Genomic DNA, 18,350 nt, shown 5'->3' with positions numbered 1-18,350 from the left:
ATTCCATTCATTGGGGTACGGATTTCGTGGCTCATATTAGCAAGGAATGCGGATTTTAGTCTATCACTTTCTTGGGCTTGTTCTTTAGCTTTAATAAGTTCTAACTCCATTTTTTTACGCTCAGTAATTACCTCTGAATATACAATAAAACCACCTATTGTATTGTCATTTTCATACCATGGTCTGCATTCCCATCTTGTCCACACAACTGTTCCATCATCTTTATAATATGGGTCTTCATCTGCACTTGAAACTTTGCCTAATAATGCTTTCTTATGAACATCTCTCCATTTTTGCGGTAAATCAGGGAATACATCGTAATGATGTTTCCCAATAATATTCTTTCCCTTTAAATTAAAATCTTCTAAATATCTTTGACTTACATAGATATATTTGAAATCTTTATCATGAATAGCAATAGCACTTCGGTTATGTTCGATGATATATTTCATTAAATCGCCTGACTGTTTTAAGGCTTTTTCACTTTCTTCCGCTTTTTCTTTGGCTTTTATTAATTGCTGTTCTCCTTTTTTACGTTCAGTGACATCAACTGCCATTGAACTTACAATTCTTCTTCCATCTGGATATTTTCCTAAAGGAGTTGACATAAATTCCCAAATCCTTTTATTTTTGTCACTTGTTGTAATTTCCCACTCACCGTCATCCTTTTCCTTCTCTAATTCGTAAAGTTTATTAATAAACTCTTTAGATAGAATTGCCTTTTTACCATAGGCCTTTTCTGTCCATTTAGCAATTGTAGGAATATCTTTTTTGGAATAACCTGTTATTTTTGTCCATGAACTGGATAACATAATAACCTCCCCCTCTGAATGAATCATTATTGGAAATGGAGCACTTAAAATCGCATTACTAAATTGCGTTTCACTTTCTCCCAATTTTGCATTGGATAAGATTAATTCTTGTTCTGTATATCGTAATAAATTTAGATGTTTTTTAAGGAAAATGTAAAATATGAGTGCAGTAACAAATACAAAAAACCATCCTTTATATGTTTGAATTTCGGTTAAAATATTTGCATTGTCTATAATCAAATATAGAAGTTTGTCAGAAAATATTATCCAAACACCTCCTAAAAATAAATAGGCTAAGGTAATGCGATATTCAAATTTTAATTTTTTCATTTGTTTTACTTTGATACTCAATAAATAGATACTTCTTTCGAAATTTTTCAATGGTTAAATCTAATATAAATTAAACCAAATAATTTAATTCTACTTAAAAACTTCGTATCTTTGAATAGCAAAGTTCATAAAAATCAGAATAATTATAGTTCAGTTACCCTATTCGTTACCCAAAAAACAGAAGGCGCTGTAACGTCAATGATATCAAGGCATTGAGATGAAGGTTCTAGACCCTTCCTCTCTTAAAAATACCTAATTTAGGGCATGGTTTTTTTTGGCTGAACAGTTTTGTGCCTTTTGCTGTGGCGAACCAAACCTATTCTGTGCTGAGCCCCTTTGGGTGACTAATAAAAATGTTTTTTTCTAACATTTAGTTTTTTGTTATTAACTTTAAACTTAGCAATTATTTTTCTACTTTTTAAATGCTAAAATAAACTATACCCAATGTTCGCCTTTCGTTATTTAACGTTAAGTATTTATTAAGGATATGATAAGAACTAACTTGCATATTTTACAATGCAACTTTTAACGCCTCTATTAACTGATCAATTTCTTCCATACTGGTGTAATGCAAAAAAGAAATTCTCAACACGCCAGGTTTTCTAGGAATATCCATATCTATAAGGGGACGAACCGCATAAAAATCTCCCTTTCCTAACATTATTTTGTGTTTTACTAAAGTTGCATAAACCTGATCAATAGTTCTATTTTTAGGAATAACAGAAACAGTTGCCGCTCTTACTTCTGCATCATCAGGACCTATTATTTGAACATCATCACGAGATTTTAAAAAATCAAGTAAGCGCTCCAAAAGTGCTTTTTCATGCTTATTAAATAATTTAGTTAGCGCTCTGTTTTTTTGTGCAGGTTCTGCTTTCTCATCAAAATGGTGTTTATAAACTGCATCAAAATAATCCAATATTCCACTAGCAGCTGCAATTTGAGCATGATCAGGTCCTGCTGGCGTTAACATAGCTCTGGTTATACCTTCTTTAAAAAAGTGAGATTGGTTTTCCATCTTTCCTATCAGCTCTTTATTCACATACATCATTCCCAAATGAGGACCATATGTTTTGTACAATGAAAAAAGATAAATATCTGCACCCAAATCTTTTAAATCAGGAAAAGCATGAGGGGCGTAAGCAACTCCATCCACCACAGATAAAGCTCCATGCTTATGAGCTCTTTGACTAATTTCTTTAACTGGATTAATATGACCTATTACATTCGAGCAATGCGGAAAAACCAACATTTTTGTTCGGTCAGAAAATAAACCTTCCAATTCATCTAAAATCAATAATCCTGTTTCCGAATGGACATGCCATTCTACAATTTTAATTCCTTTATCGGCTAATTTTCTCCATGCACCTGCATTTGCTTCATGATCTTGACAAGACACAATGATTTCGTCACCGTTCTTCAATATTGGACTCATGGCGTTTGCCAGCACATAGATATTTTGTGTTGTGGATGGACCGAAATGAATTTCTGAGTCTTCAACATTCAAGTAATCAGCCATTCTCTTATAAGAAGCCTCCATTAATTCTCCAGCTAACATTGAAGCAGGATAAGGATAGTTTACCTGCACCTTGTTTTTCATATAAAAATCGGTTAATCGATTAATAAATTGAATACAAGGATAGGATCCTCCAGCATTTTCAAAAAAAGCCCATCCCTTTAAAGAAGGCTCAGAAAAGGCTGGAAATTGTGCGCGAACAAATTCTAAATCAAGTTTCATAGTTAAATAGTAAATCGTTTGTTAAATGTTTGTCGGTTCGTAATTTAGTTTAAAAGTAAGCATAAATTTTATGAGGTGTTACCTGCTGGCTTTTTCATTATTTAATTATGAATCTGCTTTTGCTTTATAAATTTCTTTATCTAGTAAATTTTATCATTCTAAATTAATCGGTATACTTGTTTTTGAAATTTTACATTCTAAATTTTTTTGAGAAGAGTGTTCATTTCACTTTCGCTTATATCTAAGTCTAATAATTCAATAGCGGTTTTTATAGTATTACAATAATGGTGATTGTTGAATCCTTTTTGGGCTAATTTATCTTGATATAGATGACTGACAACAGTAGAAGTTGGACTATTAACAACATTAACATTTGTGTAATTCAAATTAATCATACTTTCTCTTAATTCAATTAATTTGTCAATTTCTTTAAATGCCTCCTCTAAATTTATATTTCTTAAGTCTGAAAAAATTTTCTTAACATTAAGCATTTTTTTATTGTTGAGTATTGTCTTAATATAATTGATATAGTATTCAGTTGACCATTCTCCGTAGGCTTTCTGAATTAATAAATTATAATCCTCTATAAATTCATAATTTATTCTCATCTCTGATAATTCTGATTTATTCAATATAATACCTTAAAAGTAATAAATTTTTCAAAGCCATTATTAGTTTTTTTTGACTTGAAATAGATTGACTATTTTTTGGTTCAATCATTCTTTAAATCAATAATCTATATATGTTATATTTTTACAATCAATTTAAAGGTAACGTAAATTTAAAATCACTGCCTTTTCCTAATTTACTTTCTACCCAAATTTTCCCTCTTTGTTTTTCTACAAATTCTTTACAAAGTATTAAGCCTAAACCTGAACCTTTTTCGGCTGCTGTTCCAATAGTTATTATAGTTGAATCAATTTTAAATAATTTATTTAGAGTTTCTTCATTCATTCCAACTCCATTGTCAGAAACAGTAATTTCAATATCGTTTTGATTTTGGATTGCAGACACTTCTATTTTACCGTATGGATTCGTGAATTTTATAGCATTTGAAATAATATTTCGCAATACTATCTTTAACATATTCGCATCGGCATACACTTCAATGGCATCAGACTGAATATAATTTAAAGTTATGCTTTTAATTATTGCAATTGACCTAGATATTTCTAATACTTCTTTGATAACAGAAGTTAAATTTATTTTTTCGGGTTTACAGATGATTTGTCCAGTTTGTGTTTTTACCCAGTGTAACAAGTTATCAAGTAAAATAAGTGTGTTTTTGGCTGATGAATTTATAATTCCTAAATATCTTTCAGATTCAGCAACTTCAAAATCTTTTGAATTCTTAATTAATAGTTCCGAAAAGCCTAAAATGCCATTAAACGGACTTCTTAGATCATGTGCAATAATTGAAAATAATTTGTCTTTAGTTTTATTTAATTCTTCAAGTTTGAGCTTATTCTGTTCTATTTTTGCGTTTATTAGAAATATTGTTTTTTGGTCTATTTCCTTTAAAAGCATTATAAAACCAATCCGGAGGGTACTAACAATAAACAAAGAAATAATAAGATACCAATTATCAATTGCAGAACCTTTCAAAAAATCATAAGGTTGTTCAACGTGATATAGAATAGAGATGCGATAAAGCTGAAAGATTGAATATATAAAAAGTGCAATACTTATAATAATAGAAAATTTGTATTTTTCTTTATTGATAAAAAGATAAAATGCACCAATCCCATAAAAAAACGAACAGGCAATTGTCTGAATAATAATACGAATTATATCGTTTTCAGCAACGAGCAGAAAAGAAAAATAAAATAGAAGAGTAAAAACAACGAAAAGCCATAACAGATTTTTTCGAATTTTGCCATCAAACGAAATAAGACCAAAAGTTGTTAATGCAAAACTAGAAATTAAAAAAAAATTACTTATTTGTACGGTGAGCAAAAAAGGTAAACTATTTCTGTTGCCTATCAGAATCATAGCAATTGTTTGAAATAAAATACCCATAATAAACACAGATAAATACCATTTCTTATGATGAAAAAAATATTGATAAATGAATAATGCAATATTAAATATATTAGTCAACACAAAGAAAAATAATATTGTGGGGTAATCTAAGGTCATATTGATTTTATTTTTAAATATATTCGAGTTATTGCTTACGGTTTAGGGTTATGATTTGTGCGACTGGAAAATCGGAGATTTTTCGGTGGTAGCAAATCGTTAGTTGTATGTTTGTCGGTTCGTTATTTAGTTTAAAAGTAAGCATAAATTTTATGAGATGTTATATGGCGTTTTTTATTTTAAAAATGGGATTGCAGGTAAATATTTGTTTTTCAATCCTTTTTGGCTTCTTCTAATATTTAGAACTATAGAGACTATATTAAATAAATATAAAAATAATATCACTATTCCTATCGAGAAATCTGTTATTAAGAGAAGAAATGAATTTAGGAAGTTAAAATTTAATGGTATAAATGCACCTTTTGATGCAACAATCAACACAATGTAGAATAATAAGGTCCAAGTAATCTGAAAGCTGATTAACTTTTTACCTGTGTCATCTACAAGTTTTATCTTTTCTTTCTTTAGAATCCACATTACAAGTGGAATTATAATTCCTAATATGGGTTGAATTAAAACACTAAGAGAACTTAAATTTAAAAGAGTTAAATATCCTTTATCTTCAATGTCTGTCCATTCTAAAAGGTCATCAGGCGTTACTCCAAGAGCTTGAGTAAGTTTTATCAGCGTATCTCCTCTCGGAATTGATTCGCCTTTTTCAATTCGTTGAATTGTTCTTAGGCTTAATTTTGATTCTTCTGATAATTGTTCTTGAGAAAATCCTTTTCGGTTTCGAAAGTCTTTAATTTTAATTGCTAAGTTCTGATTATTCATTTTGATATATTTTAATAATTACTTAGCAAAGATATTTCTATGTTGTTCTCGTTGTTGCGTCATTATTATGTCAATCTTATGACATTTCTGCCATTGTTCAGCTTAAATGCCATATAACGGATGGCAATATGCGGAGGCCGGGATTTCGAAGCTCCAACTTATCAAACCGTTACAATTTTTATTAAATGTACAAAAGTTTAAATTATCCATATCCCCCGGCTTACGTATATTGCGTGTTGGCTTTAGTATTTTATTAATTCGACTGACTTCCATCATTAAATTCAAGAGTTATCGAATCATTAGTTACTTTAAAAATCTTGTCAATTACAATCCCACAATCACAACAACTTGCTCCTGACTTTATAAATAATTCATTATCTATCATATATGGAATTATCTCCTTAAAAGAACATTGTCCAGAAATTGGGTAAATCTTTCCATTTAATATAGCAAATCGAGGTCCAGTTGTTGAATTATCGAAAATCATGTAGGTGACAATTTTAATGTCCACATTTTCAGTCCTTAATCCACTTATTATAGGCTTCGATGTAATCACAGAATTATCAAGTTTCTCCCCATTAATACTTAGTAGAGAATCAATCATGGAGGTTTTTCTAATCAAACTGTCAATTTCTACACTTATTTTCTTATCATTTATGTCTTCGAATTTTAGTATTTTAAAATCAATCTCTTCCTTTTCAGAAAACATTCCTAAATCCAAATCTTTTTTATCCTTAAAAATCGAAGGTTGAATTATAGTCAAATCCATAAAATCAGCCATTGGGTCTTCTTTTGATATATGTGAAATTGTCTTTGCTTTATGAACTTGCCCAGAATTAAAGTTTATTAAAAATAGGTTTTTATCTAAAGGTTGGTGTCCCCAAAGATTTAACGTATCCGAATCCCAATAAGTCAGTGAATAATTTGTCTGCTGTTTGTTTTCTTCAATAATTTTCTCGACCCTTGAACTTTCATAGGTAGCTGTATCCGTTTCAGGAATATAAACAACTTGTGTCTGTTCAGAATCCGATTTTTTATTTGAATTGCAGCTTATCAATGCAATCAATCCGAATGTTATAATTATGTTACGCATGCTCTTAATATTAAAGCCAACTTGTTATATCCAAATAATATTAACCGTTTACTGTTACTATTTTCCGGATAAACGCATGTTTTATGTTTGTTTTTGATTTTGCAATTTTTTCAATAGCTAATATAAATAAAATATGTGTAAAATTAACACCATTTATTAATTTAGAATGTTTATTGATATTGGTTAATTTAGATTGTATTAAGGACATTCCCATTCAAACTGAGAATGATTAAACCATTATAATGAGATCCTGAATCAAGTTCAGGATGACGGATTAATAGACTCATTTGTTAATAATTATAAATAAACACATTTAAATGATTGCTTTTGGCTACCTCAATCATATTTTTAGTACCTCTGCTTTTTCCATCCCAAAAGGCTATTAGAACATCTGCATAATTAGCCATTTGTTGGTTGCGTTTGGTCCTACTGCTTTTCCAAACCTATTCCAATCTGCTGGAAATTTTGTAAGTTTAAATCCCTTTTCAGCTGCGTATTTTTCTCCAAGTTTATCTGCACCTTTGTAATAGGCTCCAGATACAATTTCAATATTGTTTTGACTCTGGAGGAATTGGTCACAAGCTTTCTTTAATATTTTATAGTTGGTGAAGATTCGACTTCCGGCGATTATTAGTTTCATAATGATGTAGTTTAAATGATGAGATCCCGGATCAAGTCCGGGATGACGACTATTATTGGAAACCCTTGTAATTATACTTAATGAAACTAAATAGAGGGTATTGTGAGCACCTTATTACCTGCACGATTTTTTGTAGATTGTTGTGTTGCTAATTATGGAGACGAATTTAAAAAGTTGCTATGAAATAAAATATCTTTAGGTAGATTACTTAAATTAAGGATTGAAACTTATACCTAAAAAAATACTAAATATTGATTTATCTAGAAATTATTAAGGTAATACAGCTATATTTGATGTCTTATGAATGACTATTTTAAATCGATCATTCTGCAGAAAACAGGAGCTACTTCTTTGTTTGAAAAAGAGGTGATCCAGGAATTGTGGAGTGGGTACGGAAAAATTATACGTTTGGGATTGGAGAATGCTACTGTAGAAAGTGTAATTGTAAAACACGTTCAGTTGCCCATATATAAAAATCATCCCCACGGATGGAACACTGATATAGGTCATCAACGAAAGGTTAAGTCCTACAAAGTAGAGGCTAATTGGTATGACACATACAGTAAAAATAGTGCTGCGCGTCTACCGCAATGTCTGGCCTTTGAGATGCAAAACGATGAGGTTCTAATAGTACTAGAGGATTTGGATGAAGCGGGCTACCCTTTACGTAAGAAGGTTATTGTATGGGAAGAAATAGTTGCGTGTTTAGCCTGGTTGGCTCAATTTCACGCAAGCTACCTTGGAAAAGTTCCAAATGGACTTTGGGAATCAGGAACCTATTGGCATTTAGGAACCAGACCTCAGGAATTAGCAGTTTTGGAAGATCAAAAATTGAAAGCGGTGGCGGCTGTTATTGATGAAAAACTGAATACTTGTGAATACAAAACGTTTGTTCATGGGGATGCTAAACTAGCAAACTTCTGTTTTGCTAAAGATGGACAAGTGGCTGGCGTAGATTTTCAGTATGTAGGTGGCGGTTGTGGAATGAAAGATGTCGCGTATTTTATAGGAAGTTGTCTAAACGAAAAGGATTGTGAGCGCTTGGAAGCACAAATCCTGGATACCTATTTCGAGCGTTTACAGAATGAAATGAAGGAACGAAATGAAGCACTAGAAAGGGAATGGCGCTCTTTATATCGAGTAGCTTGGGCGGACTTTCATCGATTTCTAAAAGGATGGAGCCCGGGTCACTGGAAGCTAAATAGTTATAGTGAACGTGTCACAGCAGAAGTAATCAATAGTCTTTAGAAATGGATCTGTTACAACTTAATAATATAGCAATCAAGGCGGCGCTTTCTGCAGGAAAAGTCATACAAAAGCATAGGAATAACGATGTTTCGGTGAAAAAAAAGGAAGGAGGGGCAAGCTATGCTTCACAAGTGGTAACCGAGGTAGATATCGCATGTGAAAAAGCAATTCTCTCTCATATACTTCCTACTTGTGACCAGTTTGGTTTAGCATTTTTATCAGAAGAAACCAAAGATGATGGTAGTCGATTTGAAGAAGATTTTTTTTGGTGTATTGACCCGATGGACGGAACGCTTGCCTTTATCAACAAACAACCGGGATTTTCTGTATCGATTGCTTTAGTAGCAAAAGACGGCACACCGTACATTGGAGTCGTTTTTGATCCTAGTACAAATACATTGTATCATGCAATTAAAGGACGTGGCGTATTTAAGAATGGAAGTCTATTGAAAATTAAGCATATAAATGACTATTTAACTTATGTTACAGATAGAAAGCTGAAGGACACAATTCGTTCAGCCGAAATAGAAAGGTTGCTAAATGAAAACATAGAAAAATTTAGTTTGAAAGGCGTAAAAGAAATTGCTGGGTCAGGCTCCGTATTGAATGCCATCCATGTTTTAGAAAATGGCCCTGCATGTATGTTAAAATTTCCAAAAAAAGAAAGTGGCGGCGGGAGTATATGGGATTTTGCTGCTACAGCTTGTATTTATAAGGAATTGGGACTGCCCGCAACAAATTTTGAAGGAGGAAGATTGGACTTGAATAGAAAAGATGGCACTTTTATGAATCATGAAGGTGTCTTTTATTCTAATTTATAGGTAGAAGAGGATTCGCTTTTATTCATAAGATCCTGAGTCATTTTTCGATGCACTTCGAAACTTCTCAGTAATTCCTATTCGGTAATCGAGTAAGGTAGCGTTGTTTAATTCGTAAGATTCCTGTACAACCTTGCGCCAACTGGCATCTTTATTAAAAACAGCTACTAGCTGTTTTCTTTACATTCGATCCTGCAGGAATGACAGAAGGTTTTTTGGATTGAGGTTTTATGGATGAGACTCTGAAAGAAGTTTAGTATGACGTTGCTAAAAAATGATGTCATAAATACTAGATTTATTTTGATACTAACGTCAACACTTTCGTTACTTTTGTCTATATATATAATTAATACCTTTTAAATCAATGTCAGTACTATTAGAATTTGCAATATTTCCAACCGATAAGGATGAGAGCATCAGTCCTTATGTAAGTAAAGTAATACAAATGATACGCGAAAGTGGAGCATCTTATCAATTAACCGCTATGGGAACCATCATAGAAACCGAAACTTTGCCTGAAGCTTTAGCACTTGTTCAACAGTCTTATGATGTATTAGAACCAGATTGTGATCGTGTGTATTCATCTCTTAAGTTTGATATTCGCAAGGGTAAAAGTAAATGCTTGACTCAGAAGATAAAATCGGTAGAAAGTATTATTGGAGAGGTACATAAATAGACTCTTAAACTGTATGTAGTTAATTTTCAATTTAAAGGATTCTCTGTAACTTACGTATAATTACTCTAAAATAATGAGATCCCCAGTCAAGCTGAATTTGTTTGGGTTTAAAGCAATTTCATATTGTTTTACATTTCCACCAAAAGAGTTTATTTCAACTACTCCAGGCACTAATGCCATTTGACGTTTTACAATCCAATCTTGAATTGTTCTTAAATTAGATGGGGAGTATTTATCTTCATAACCTTTTTTTGGAACAATAGAGTATTGGTAAATCTCTCCTAAGCCTGTAGCGATTCGTGCCATAAAAGGTTTTCCAAAACCAGCAGGGATACTTTCTTGAATGGCTGTTAATTTTTCTTGTACCAATTGACGAGGTAGGTAAGTACCCATATCATCAGAAAATACAATAGTTACTACTGAAAGTCCAAAACGAGAAACGGAGCGTAATTCGATTACACTGGGTAAATTGGCTACTTCCAATTCAACAGGATAGGTTACAAATTGTTCAATATCTTCCGTTCCTAAATTGGGAGCTACTGTAATTATTTGAACTTGATTATTGGTAATATCGGGTACTGAACCCAGTTTTATTGTTAACATTGAATATATTCCAGCTCCTATTAGAACTAAAATAAATAAGCCTACAATTAATTTATTATTAATTGAAAAGCGAATGATTTTATCGATCATTGTTTTTTAAGATTAAGTTATTAATATTTTAAAATCAACCTTCGAAATGAAAGCGATTAAATTGTATTTATAACTTAAACTTGAGGAGGTAGGTAAATTTTGGAATAATAGTTATTGGAGAAAGAAGTATTGTAAAAAGTCGGTACTTCCTTTGAAGGTTTTTCAGCATACACCACATATTCTATATGTTTTAATGGTTCTGTAATACTAACAGAACAACAACTGCACATACAAAATGGTGAACACAAATCTGAATGTGAATGATTGTCTAAATTGACAACTTCAGACATTGTTTCAGAATTTTGGTTCTCAAAACTCACATCATCGCACGGTAATGCAGACAATGAAAGTATAAATAATGCTAATGTGGTTGCTAAAAATTTCATTATGAATGCAAATGTAGTAAAGTTATTGTTGCAATGGTGTTGCAAAAAAACTAATTAATTCTAAAAAATAAGAAAGCCTTCATTTAAAATTTTGAAGGCTCTCTAAAACTATGATGTTATTATAATACTCAATTTATTTTTTTGTTCCCTGAAAATGAAACTCACCATTATTCATTTTAAAAGTATAATTAAAAGAATGGTGTATCATATCAAAACCACCAAAATGTTCGTCACCATCTTGATGTTCATTATTTAAATGTTGCATCCATTCATTACCATTGGTATGCATACTCCCATTCATCATATTGCCTTGCCCTAACATATGCCCATACCTGTTCTCAAAATCATTACCCGTTAAGCACGTATTTATCATATCGCCATCTTCATATAAACTTAGCATAATTGTAGTGTCAAAATCATCTCCAAAACAATGAACTTCAATTTGATTCCCTACCATTTTAACAACGGCAGTTGCAGCTGTATTACTCTTAGCAACAGTTGATTTACCAGAAACATTTGAAGTTAAAGTGCCAATATAAGTGCCAGAAACTTCACTACTTACCAAATCATCGCTTTTTTCACAAGAGATTAAAATAAAAACCATTGCTACAGCAACAATCTTCATCCTATCTTTTAAAATTAAATTTTTCATAATTGCTGAAATTATATTAATGATAAAATTGGTAATAATTTTTAGCTTACTAAATGATAATTATCATACATTGCTTAAATTCAGCGCTTTATCTATTGATTAAATATTCGAACGCAACGCCAAAGCGGGTTAAACTTCATATGTTTTAAATATTTTTAGAAGGCATTCTAATTTTTATTACTATTGATGATAAAATAGTAATTACACCAATTGTTACTACAGCATATTGAACCCCAAACACATCGGCAATTATACCAGATATAATTGCACCAATGGCATACCCTAAATCTCGCCATAACCTAAAAACACCGATACTTTCAGCTCTTTGATTTGGATTTGTGACATCTGAAATTGCTGATAAAAAAGTAGGATACACAAGTGCTGTTCCCAAACCTAAAATAGCTGCGATACTTGCTAATTGGTAAAATACTGTAAAAAAAGGGATGGCCATTATTGCCAGACCTTGCAAAAGCATTCCCCAAAAGAGCATTTCTTTTTTAGAAAAACTATCTGCCATTTTACCTGTAAAAAGCTGACCAATACCCCAAACAGTTGGATAAATTGCAGCAATTATCCCAATACTATTAGGGGTGTAGTTTAAGGTAATTAATAGTATTGGTAGTAATCCCCAAATCATTCCATCATTTAAATTATTAACTAGCCCAGCTTGTGTAATAGCACTTAATGTTTTGTTTTTAAAGGTAGTTTCAATAAATACATTCTTTAATTTATTAGTTTGTGTAGTGGCTTGTTCTATGTTAACGAATTTTCTTGTATCATTTACAAATACAATAGATAGTAATAAACCAATTACAGAAATTCCAATTCCCAAATAAAATGGGTAAGGAGTTACCCCATATTTTTGTGCAATATACCCTGTTAGATATGCTACTACACCTACGGCAAAATAACCTGCAAATTCATTTATACCCATTGCAAAACCACGATCTTTTTCTCCTACAAGATCTATTTTCATTACTACGGTACTGCTCCAAGTTAAACCTTGATTTATTCCTAATAAAATATTGGCAAATATTACCCAATTCCAAGTTGTGGCATTGATTAAAATAAAGGGAATAGGAAGTGCAATTAACCAACCAATTATCAATAGATTTTTTCTACCAATTTTATTAGCAAGTTTACCCGTGAAGTAATTTGTTATTGCTTTTGTTATGCCAAATGCTACAATAAATGATAAAATGGCAGTTTTAGAAGCTACCCCAAATTCAATTTCAGCAAATTTTGGAAATATGGTTCGCTCTAAACCAACCATTCCACCTACAAATGCGTTTACAATAACTAATATAGCGAATTGAGACCAGTTTTCTTTAAGACCGAGTTTAATATTATTATTCATAGATGAAACTAGTTACCATAAAATATAATAGTTTAAAGGTACTGTTTTTTGTTGCAAATCGGTTTGTTATAATGTTTGTCGTTTTGTACTAGTTCAAATTTAAGCATAAATTTTATGAGTTGTTAGCTGTAGTTTTTTAATCTTTATATTCAATTTCGTAACTCAATTTTCTTTTCTCTTTAGTCAAATTTTTAGTTCTATTTCTTATAACTATGATTGTTATTCCCGCTCCAATTAATAATCCGAAAAGATCTTTATAATCGAACGTTCCAATCCCTTTTATAAAGTAACTACAGATAGCAATCATACATACCCTAAAGTAGCTAATATTTTAAATCAAAACTTTTAAGTCTCAAGAAAGAATCAATTATAGATGTCAGATATCACTTATATAGAAACTAAGCAAGGCCGGATGTATTTAACAGTAATTATAGATTTGTTTAATAGAAAAAATAGTTGGGTGGTCTATGAGTGATAATTTAACAACAAAGGATACTATAATACGAGCTTGGAATATGGCGGTTAAATCGAATGTAATTACAGAAGAAGTCATTTTTCATTCTGTATTCTATGATTGTGTATGTAATACCAATAGAGAAGTAGGTTTTTTGAATTGTTTTCACACTTAAAAAAAGGGAGGTTCTAATACTTAACTAAATAATCATCAATGTTAAATAATTGTTAATATAGTACTTTGTTTTACATAGTACTGTAACAATTTATTGATTCTCTCGTTATTTAAGTATACTAACAATTTAAAACTAATTATTATGACAACTTTAAAATTAATATTTGAAAACAAAGAAAGAACAACTTTTATTAATTTCTCTAACACTAAACGTTCAAAATGGAGTAACTACAGAAGATACTCACTTTAATCAATAACAATTAATATACCTATTATGAAAACTCAATTAAATTTCTCAAAAACTAAAAGAACACTTTGGAGTAATTATAGAAGATACTCACTTTAATCAATAACAATTAATATTACCAATTATGAAAACTCAATTAAATTTCTCAAAAACTAAAAGAACACTTTGGAGTAATTATAGAAGATATGGATATTAAACCATAAAACTAATTTAAAACAAAACATATGACCCTTTTTTGTTAACCTGTAGATGAAGTAAATTCCTACAGGTTTTTTTATACAGTTGCTTTGAAAATGTTAGTTTAGTTAGTAGTTAACTGCTCAATTCGTCATAAGGTTGAGCAGTTTTATTGGAAAGTCGGTTTTAAGTATTTACAATATAAAATCTTACTAATTAATTATAAAAGAGAGTTAGTAGATTCAGCATTAAATAATTTATAAAGCAATTTTAAAATAGTGATGAAAATCAAACTGTTGTTTATCTAAAACAAATGAATAACTGATTAAATTGGGGAAAATTTATTTTAATATATTTGAAATACGTTCAATGTATGTTTAAAACTTATTTTCATAGCCAAGTTGTAACAAAATATACATCTTAAAAAGCCATTTCATTTATTTGAGTTGGCTTTTTTATTTTGATGAATCAACCTTATTCAATTTTATCAAAAGGTTTGCCTTGTCTAAAATTATTCAAAATAAGTTGACCCTCGGCATTAATAGAATAAGGAGTATTTAATTTCATATCTGGTATTATAAGAGTTTTTGGATTGTTAGTAGTACTCCAAGAAAAACTTGCAGCACCGCCAATTGCATATTCAAAATCTGGCGGAGGAAAAAAACTCATGTCTCCCCAAAAACCAGAGTAATCGGCATAAAAAGTTAATGTGTATTCACCACCTATTTCGTAAGGATTACCATGATGCCAACTACCTAATAATTCATCACCCTGATTAATCTCATCATCACTAATGCAAGATGAAATTGCAGTGATAAATATAAATATAAGTATTTGTATTCTCGAATTTTTCATAGTATCGTTTTTAAGCAATATTAAATTTACAAATAAAATACTCAAAGCCAGAAGGAAAAGTTAATTTATATTGAATCTTAATTTATGCTTTTCTACCTTTAATAAAAATTCACTCTATACATAAAAGAATGACCTTATACGAATTTAATAGGCTAACTAAAGAAGAACAAATAAGCACAGTTTGGAGTAAAGGTGTTTTTATAGATAACCATATTTCAGAAACTGAAACTTTAAATTGCTATGCTATTGATATGTTCTTTGAAGAATTACTTTATGATGTGGACAAAAATAAAATTGTAAAGGTTAGAAGTTTTAAAAGTGGACACCTTTTAGATAAAAATAGTCCTAATTTTAAAATTGAATACTTAGCAAGAAATACCTTTAATTTTAAAATATTCTGCAAACGATAAAATAAAAAAGGCTCTCAATCTCTTGAAAGCCTTATTATCATTAGTGACCTCGACAGGATTCAAACCTGTAACCTCTTGAGCCGTAATCAAGTGCGCTATTCAGTTGCGCCACGAGGCCGTTTTGCGGGTGCAAATATAGTACTTTTTAAGTATTTACAAACTATTTTTTGTAACAAAATAACGCCAACCAATAATTGCTAGTTGCCATTTTTTTGCTTTTGCCATATCCAGTCTTTTTTTTGTAAAACTCGGAAGTAAAACCTTGTTAATTTTAGCAACTAATTTAAAAAGTTGTTTTTTCATAATGCAAAAATACATAAAAAAGAAATCCCACAAAATAGTGGGAAAGTTTCTTAGTTTATTTTTAAATAAATTTATAATCTATTGAATATAAATTCAAATAAAAATATTTGTGTTAATAATTCTCTTTTAAAGATTAAATAAATAATTAATAATAGACATTATTAATACTGTTAAAAATACAAAAATAGATAGCATAAATATTCTTTTAAAGGTTAATAAATGATTCGTTAACTAATTATTAAAAGAAGATATGAAGAATGTTAAGCTACTTGCAACAATTTAATAGATTATTAATCGGATTGCCTTTCATTTGTAAACTTAAAAACGATTTTAATTTATTGTTTTTATTTTAATACTACATTTAAACTACAAACAGTAATTATATTTTATCTTTTTATCAAACAATGTAAGTAAGTAAAGCTAATTTTTCATGCTATATTCAAATGTAAAGGAGATTTTATCTTATAATGTGTTAAAAAAAACAATTTAATTATTTTTAATAAAAAAACCTCTTTTCTAAGTTTTAGAAAAGAGGTTTTTAAAATTTAGTATTCTATTCCTTTTTTAAAGTAATAATTATTACACCATTTTTACCCTTATCACCATATTTTTCAACAGCAGCTTCATCTTTTAAAACATTTATTGCTTTAATCGTGTTTGGATCTATACCTTCCATTTCTTTTGATGTAATTTCTTTTTCATTCAAAATATACAGTGGTTGCTCCTCAGTAGAACTAAACTTAATAAAATTTTGAGATTTTATTATTTTGTCTTTTTTTCCTTTTTCATCACTTTTGATAATATATACGTTTTCACTTGCATCTATTTCTTTATCTGAATTAAGAAGATTTACACTTTTTTTATTCTCTTTGGTTGTAATTAAGATTAACCCATTTTTCCCTTTCTCGCCGTATTGTTCCATGGCGGCTTCGCCTTTTAAAACCGATACACTTTTAATACTGTTTGGGTTTGTGCTTTCTAACGCATTATTATCAGATAATTCCCCATCTACATACACAATTGGTTTTTCATTATCAGAACTTAAAAATAATACTTGGTCTTTATCGTTTTTATGAATTTCTTTTACAATAATTTTATCCTTTTTGCCATCTTTTGGAGTCCAGGTTTTTGTTTCCCCATCTGAAGTTACAAATACGTAGTTAGCTTTTTTCAGTTCCTCATTGTTTAAAAATTTCACATCACCAGACTTATACTTTTTATTGGCATAATCATTCTTAGGGCTTGATGAAGCAATGAGTTGACCATTATTTTCTCCAACATAAATAGTTGGGATAGTATTATTTTTCTGTTCCCAAGTTGCGGATACTTTAGAGGTTTCGTTTTTCGCTTTGATAGAAATTTTAATAATTTCATCATTACTGTTGAACTTAAGATTACTATAGGAAAATTCTATTCCATCAGCTTTAAGACGTTTTATAACTAGTTCTAAATCGTTTTTCTGAAAATCTTTGTTAATTATCTCAACAAAGTTTTTTTGATTTTCAACAACCTCAATCACTTGTATTTCTTGCGCAATTGTTTTAGTATTAAATGCAAAAACAAAAGCAATTAATAATGGTATTAACAGAGCATATTTCCACTGATTTTTACTTGTTGATCGGTTTTTGTGTAACATAGTTATTCTTTTTTTTATTAATGAATTGTAAAAGTTGTTTGTTATTTGGGTACAATAATTTTTTTGAAATACTTTTAATAATGTTAGTTGATAAAATTTCTGGTTTTCAGCTAGTTCAAGAGCATACGAATCTGCTAAAAATTCTAAGTTTTGTTGTACAGCTTTTTTATAGAACCAAACAAATGGATTGAACCATAATAAAATAACCAATATGTGAGCCAATAAAGTATCTAACGAATGCCATTGCATAGCATGTGCTTTTTCATGGTTAATTATTTGTTCTAATTCAGTTGAAGAAAACTGTTTGTTGTTGAATACGATATAGTTGAAAAAGGAAAAAGGTGTAATATCTTTACTTGTTTCAATATAAAAGTGATTGCCTTTTTTATATTTTTTATGAGAAAATATTAAATAGGAAATAGAAATTAACTGAACTATAAATTTCAAACTAAAAAATACAATTCCAATTAAATAAATTGTTTGAAGAATGACAATCCAATCAATACTTTTTCCTGTAATTTCACTAACTTGCATTTCTTCAAACCTTGAAAGGTGAACTTGCTGTGATATATATTCGACATAAATAGGTATCTCAAGTAATGGTAGTGTGATTACAATAATTAGCCCAATTAAAAAATAAGATCGTATCGATTTAAAAAATGTTTCATTTTTTAAGAAAAGTTGGTAAAACAAAAATAATAGAATTACCAAGCCACTAGCTTTCATTAAATAATCCAT

17 protein-coding genes, 1 tRNA gene and 2 pseudogenes are annotated in these 18,350 nt (G+C 30.0%); 5 read left to right on the top strand and 15 right to left on the bottom strand.

Annotated elements, in window-relative coordinates:
• The 7 genes from IEW75_RS15955 to IEW75_RS06755 form a co-directional block, all read right to left on the bottom strand.
• Positions 1-1,142, bottom strand: a 1,142-nt coding sequence (locus IEW75_RS15955; protein WP_188703988.1) for a PAS domain S-box protein, incomplete at its 3' end; no start/stop codon positions are given.
• A gap of 511 nt (positions 1,143-1,653) precedes the next feature.
• Positions 1,654-2,880, bottom strand: a complete 1,227-nt coding sequence (locus IEW75_RS06780; RefSeq protein ID WP_134247969.1) for an aminotransferase class V-fold PLP-dependent enzyme — start codon at positions 2,878-2,880, stop codon at positions 1,654-1,656.
• Positions 2,881-3,077: 197 nt separating this feature from the next.
• Positions 3,078-3,512 carry a hypothetical protein gene (locus IEW75_RS06775; protein WP_134247968.1) on the bottom strand — a complete coding sequence of 145 codons (435 nt, stop codon included), beginning with the start codon at positions 3,510-3,512 and terminating at the stop codon, positions 3,078-3,080.
• A gap of 127 nt (positions 3,513-3,639) precedes the next feature.
• Positions 3,640-5,019: a sensor histidine kinase gene (locus IEW75_RS06770; RefSeq protein ID WP_134247967.1), complete on the bottom strand. Its 1,380-nt coding sequence runs from the start codon at positions 5,017-5,019 to the stop codon at positions 3,640-3,642.
• Between the two features lie 174 nt (positions 5,020-5,193).
• Positions 5,194-5,793: a helix-turn-helix domain-containing protein gene (locus tag IEW75_RS06765; RefSeq protein WP_134247966.1), complete on the bottom strand. Its 600-nt coding sequence runs from the start codon at positions 5,791-5,793 to the stop codon at positions 5,194-5,196.
• A 253-nt stretch (positions 5,794-6,046) separates the two neighbouring features.
• On the bottom strand, positions 6,047-6,850 hold the full coding sequence (locus IEW75_RS06760) for a hypothetical protein (RefSeq protein ID WP_134247965.1): 804 nt from the start codon (positions 6,848-6,850) through the stop codon (positions 6,047-6,049).
• A 418-nt stretch (positions 6,851-7,268) separates the two neighbouring features.
• The gene (locus IEW75_RS06755) at positions 7,269-7,526 is read right to left on the bottom strand and encodes a DUF2493 domain-containing protein (RefSeq protein WP_204744172.1); all 258 of its coding nucleotides are present in this window, start codon (positions 7,524-7,526) and stop codon (positions 7,269-7,271) included.
• A gap of 300 nt (positions 7,527-7,826) precedes the next feature.
• On the opposite strand from IEW75_RS06755, the gene IEW75_RS06750 reads away from it, so the two are divergent.
• The 3 genes from IEW75_RS06750 to IEW75_RS06740 all read left to right on the top strand — a co-directional run bounded on the left by IEW75_RS06750 (position 7,827) and on the right by IEW75_RS06740 (position 10,268).
• The gene (locus IEW75_RS06750; RefSeq protein ID WP_134247964.1) at positions 7,827-8,774 is read left to right on the top strand and encodes an oxidoreductase family protein; all 948 of its coding nucleotides are present in this window, start codon (positions 7,827-7,829) and stop codon (positions 8,772-8,774) included.
• Positions 8,775-8,776: 2 nt separating this feature from the next.
• Complete coding sequence (locus tag IEW75_RS06745; protein ID WP_134247963.1) at positions 8,777-9,595, top strand: 3'(2'),5'-bisphosphate nucleotidase CysQ family protein; 819 nt, start codon at positions 8,777-8,779, stop codon at positions 9,593-9,595.
• 361 nt (positions 9,596-9,956) lie between these two features.
• Entirely contained in the window at positions 9,957-10,268 is a 312-nt protein-coding gene (locus IEW75_RS06740) for an MTH1187 family thiamine-binding protein (protein ID WP_134247962.1), read from the top strand.
• Between the two features lie 81 nt (positions 10,269-10,349).
• Here IEW75_RS06740 and IEW75_RS06735 read toward each other — a convergent pair.
• The 4 genes and pseudogenes from IEW75_RS06735 to IEW75_RS06720 all read right to left on the bottom strand — a co-directional run.
• A pseudogene (locus IEW75_RS06735) lies at positions 10,350-10,961 on the bottom strand (efflux RND transporter permease subunit); the annotation flags it as partial.
• A 74-nt stretch (positions 10,962-11,035) separates the two neighbouring features.
• Positions 11,036-11,347: a DUF6660 family protein gene (locus IEW75_RS06730; RefSeq protein WP_134247961.1), complete on the bottom strand. Its 312-nt coding sequence runs from the start codon at positions 11,345-11,347 to the stop codon at positions 11,036-11,038.
• A gap of 133 nt (positions 11,348-11,480) precedes the next feature.
• A complete protein-coding gene (locus IEW75_RS06725) occupies positions 11,481-11,999 on the bottom strand; it encodes a hypothetical protein (RefSeq protein WP_134247960.1) in 519 nt (172 codons plus the stop codon).
• Positions 12,000-12,144: 145 nt separating this feature from the next.
• Positions 12,145-13,356, bottom strand: coding sequence for an MFS transporter (locus IEW75_RS06720; RefSeq protein WP_134247959.1), 1,212 nt, complete (start codon positions 13,354-13,356; stop codon positions 12,145-12,147).
• Positions 13,357-13,636: 280 nt separating this feature from the next.
• On the opposite strand from IEW75_RS06720, the pseudogene IEW75_RS15770 reads away from it, so the two are divergent.
• Positions 13,637-13,919 (top strand): annotated as a pseudogene (locus IEW75_RS15770) (DDE-type integrase/transposase/recombinase); the annotation flags it as partial.
• A gap of 963 nt (positions 13,920-14,882) precedes the next feature.
• Here IEW75_RS15770 and IEW75_RS06715 read toward each other — a convergent pair.
• Positions 14,883-15,263 carry a hypothetical protein gene (locus IEW75_RS06715; protein WP_134247958.1) on the bottom strand — a complete coding sequence of 127 codons (381 nt, stop codon included), beginning with the start codon at positions 15,261-15,263 and terminating at the stop codon, positions 14,883-14,885.
• A 128-nt stretch (positions 15,264-15,391) separates the two neighbouring features.
• Between IEW75_RS06715 and IEW75_RS06710 the strand changes: the two genes are divergently transcribed.
• Entirely contained in the window at positions 15,392-15,673 is a 282-nt protein-coding gene (locus tag IEW75_RS06710; RefSeq protein ID WP_134247957.1) for a hypothetical protein, read from the top strand.
• Between the two features lie 44 nt (positions 15,674-15,717).
• Here the strand turns inward: IEW75_RS06710 and IEW75_RS06705 are convergent.
• The 3 genes from IEW75_RS06705 to IEW75_RS06695 form a co-directional block, all read right to left on the bottom strand.
• Positions 15,718-15,791 (bottom strand) — tRNA-Arg (locus IEW75_RS06705).
• Between the two features lie 35 nt (positions 15,792-15,826).
• The gene (locus IEW75_RS06700; RefSeq protein ID WP_134247956.1) at positions 15,827-15,976 is read right to left on the bottom strand and encodes an SsrA-binding protein; all 150 of its coding nucleotides are present in this window, start codon (positions 15,974-15,976) and stop codon (positions 15,827-15,829) included.
• 553 nt (positions 15,977-16,529) lie between these two features.
• Positions 16,530-18,350 carry a M56 family metallopeptidase gene (locus IEW75_RS06695; RefSeq protein WP_134247955.1) on the bottom strand — a complete coding sequence of 607 codons (1,821 nt, stop codon included), beginning with the start codon at positions 18,348-18,350 and terminating at the stop codon, positions 16,530-16,532.

The sequence above is a fragment of the Lutibacter litoralis genome (genome assembly GCF_014646675.1).
GTDB classification, from domain to species: Bacteria; Bacteroidota; Bacteroidia; order Flavobacteriales; family Flavobacteriaceae; genus Lutibacter; species Lutibacter litoralis.
Note: the sequence above shows the minus strand (reverse complement) of the source record. Positions and strands in the feature narration are given on the sequence as shown.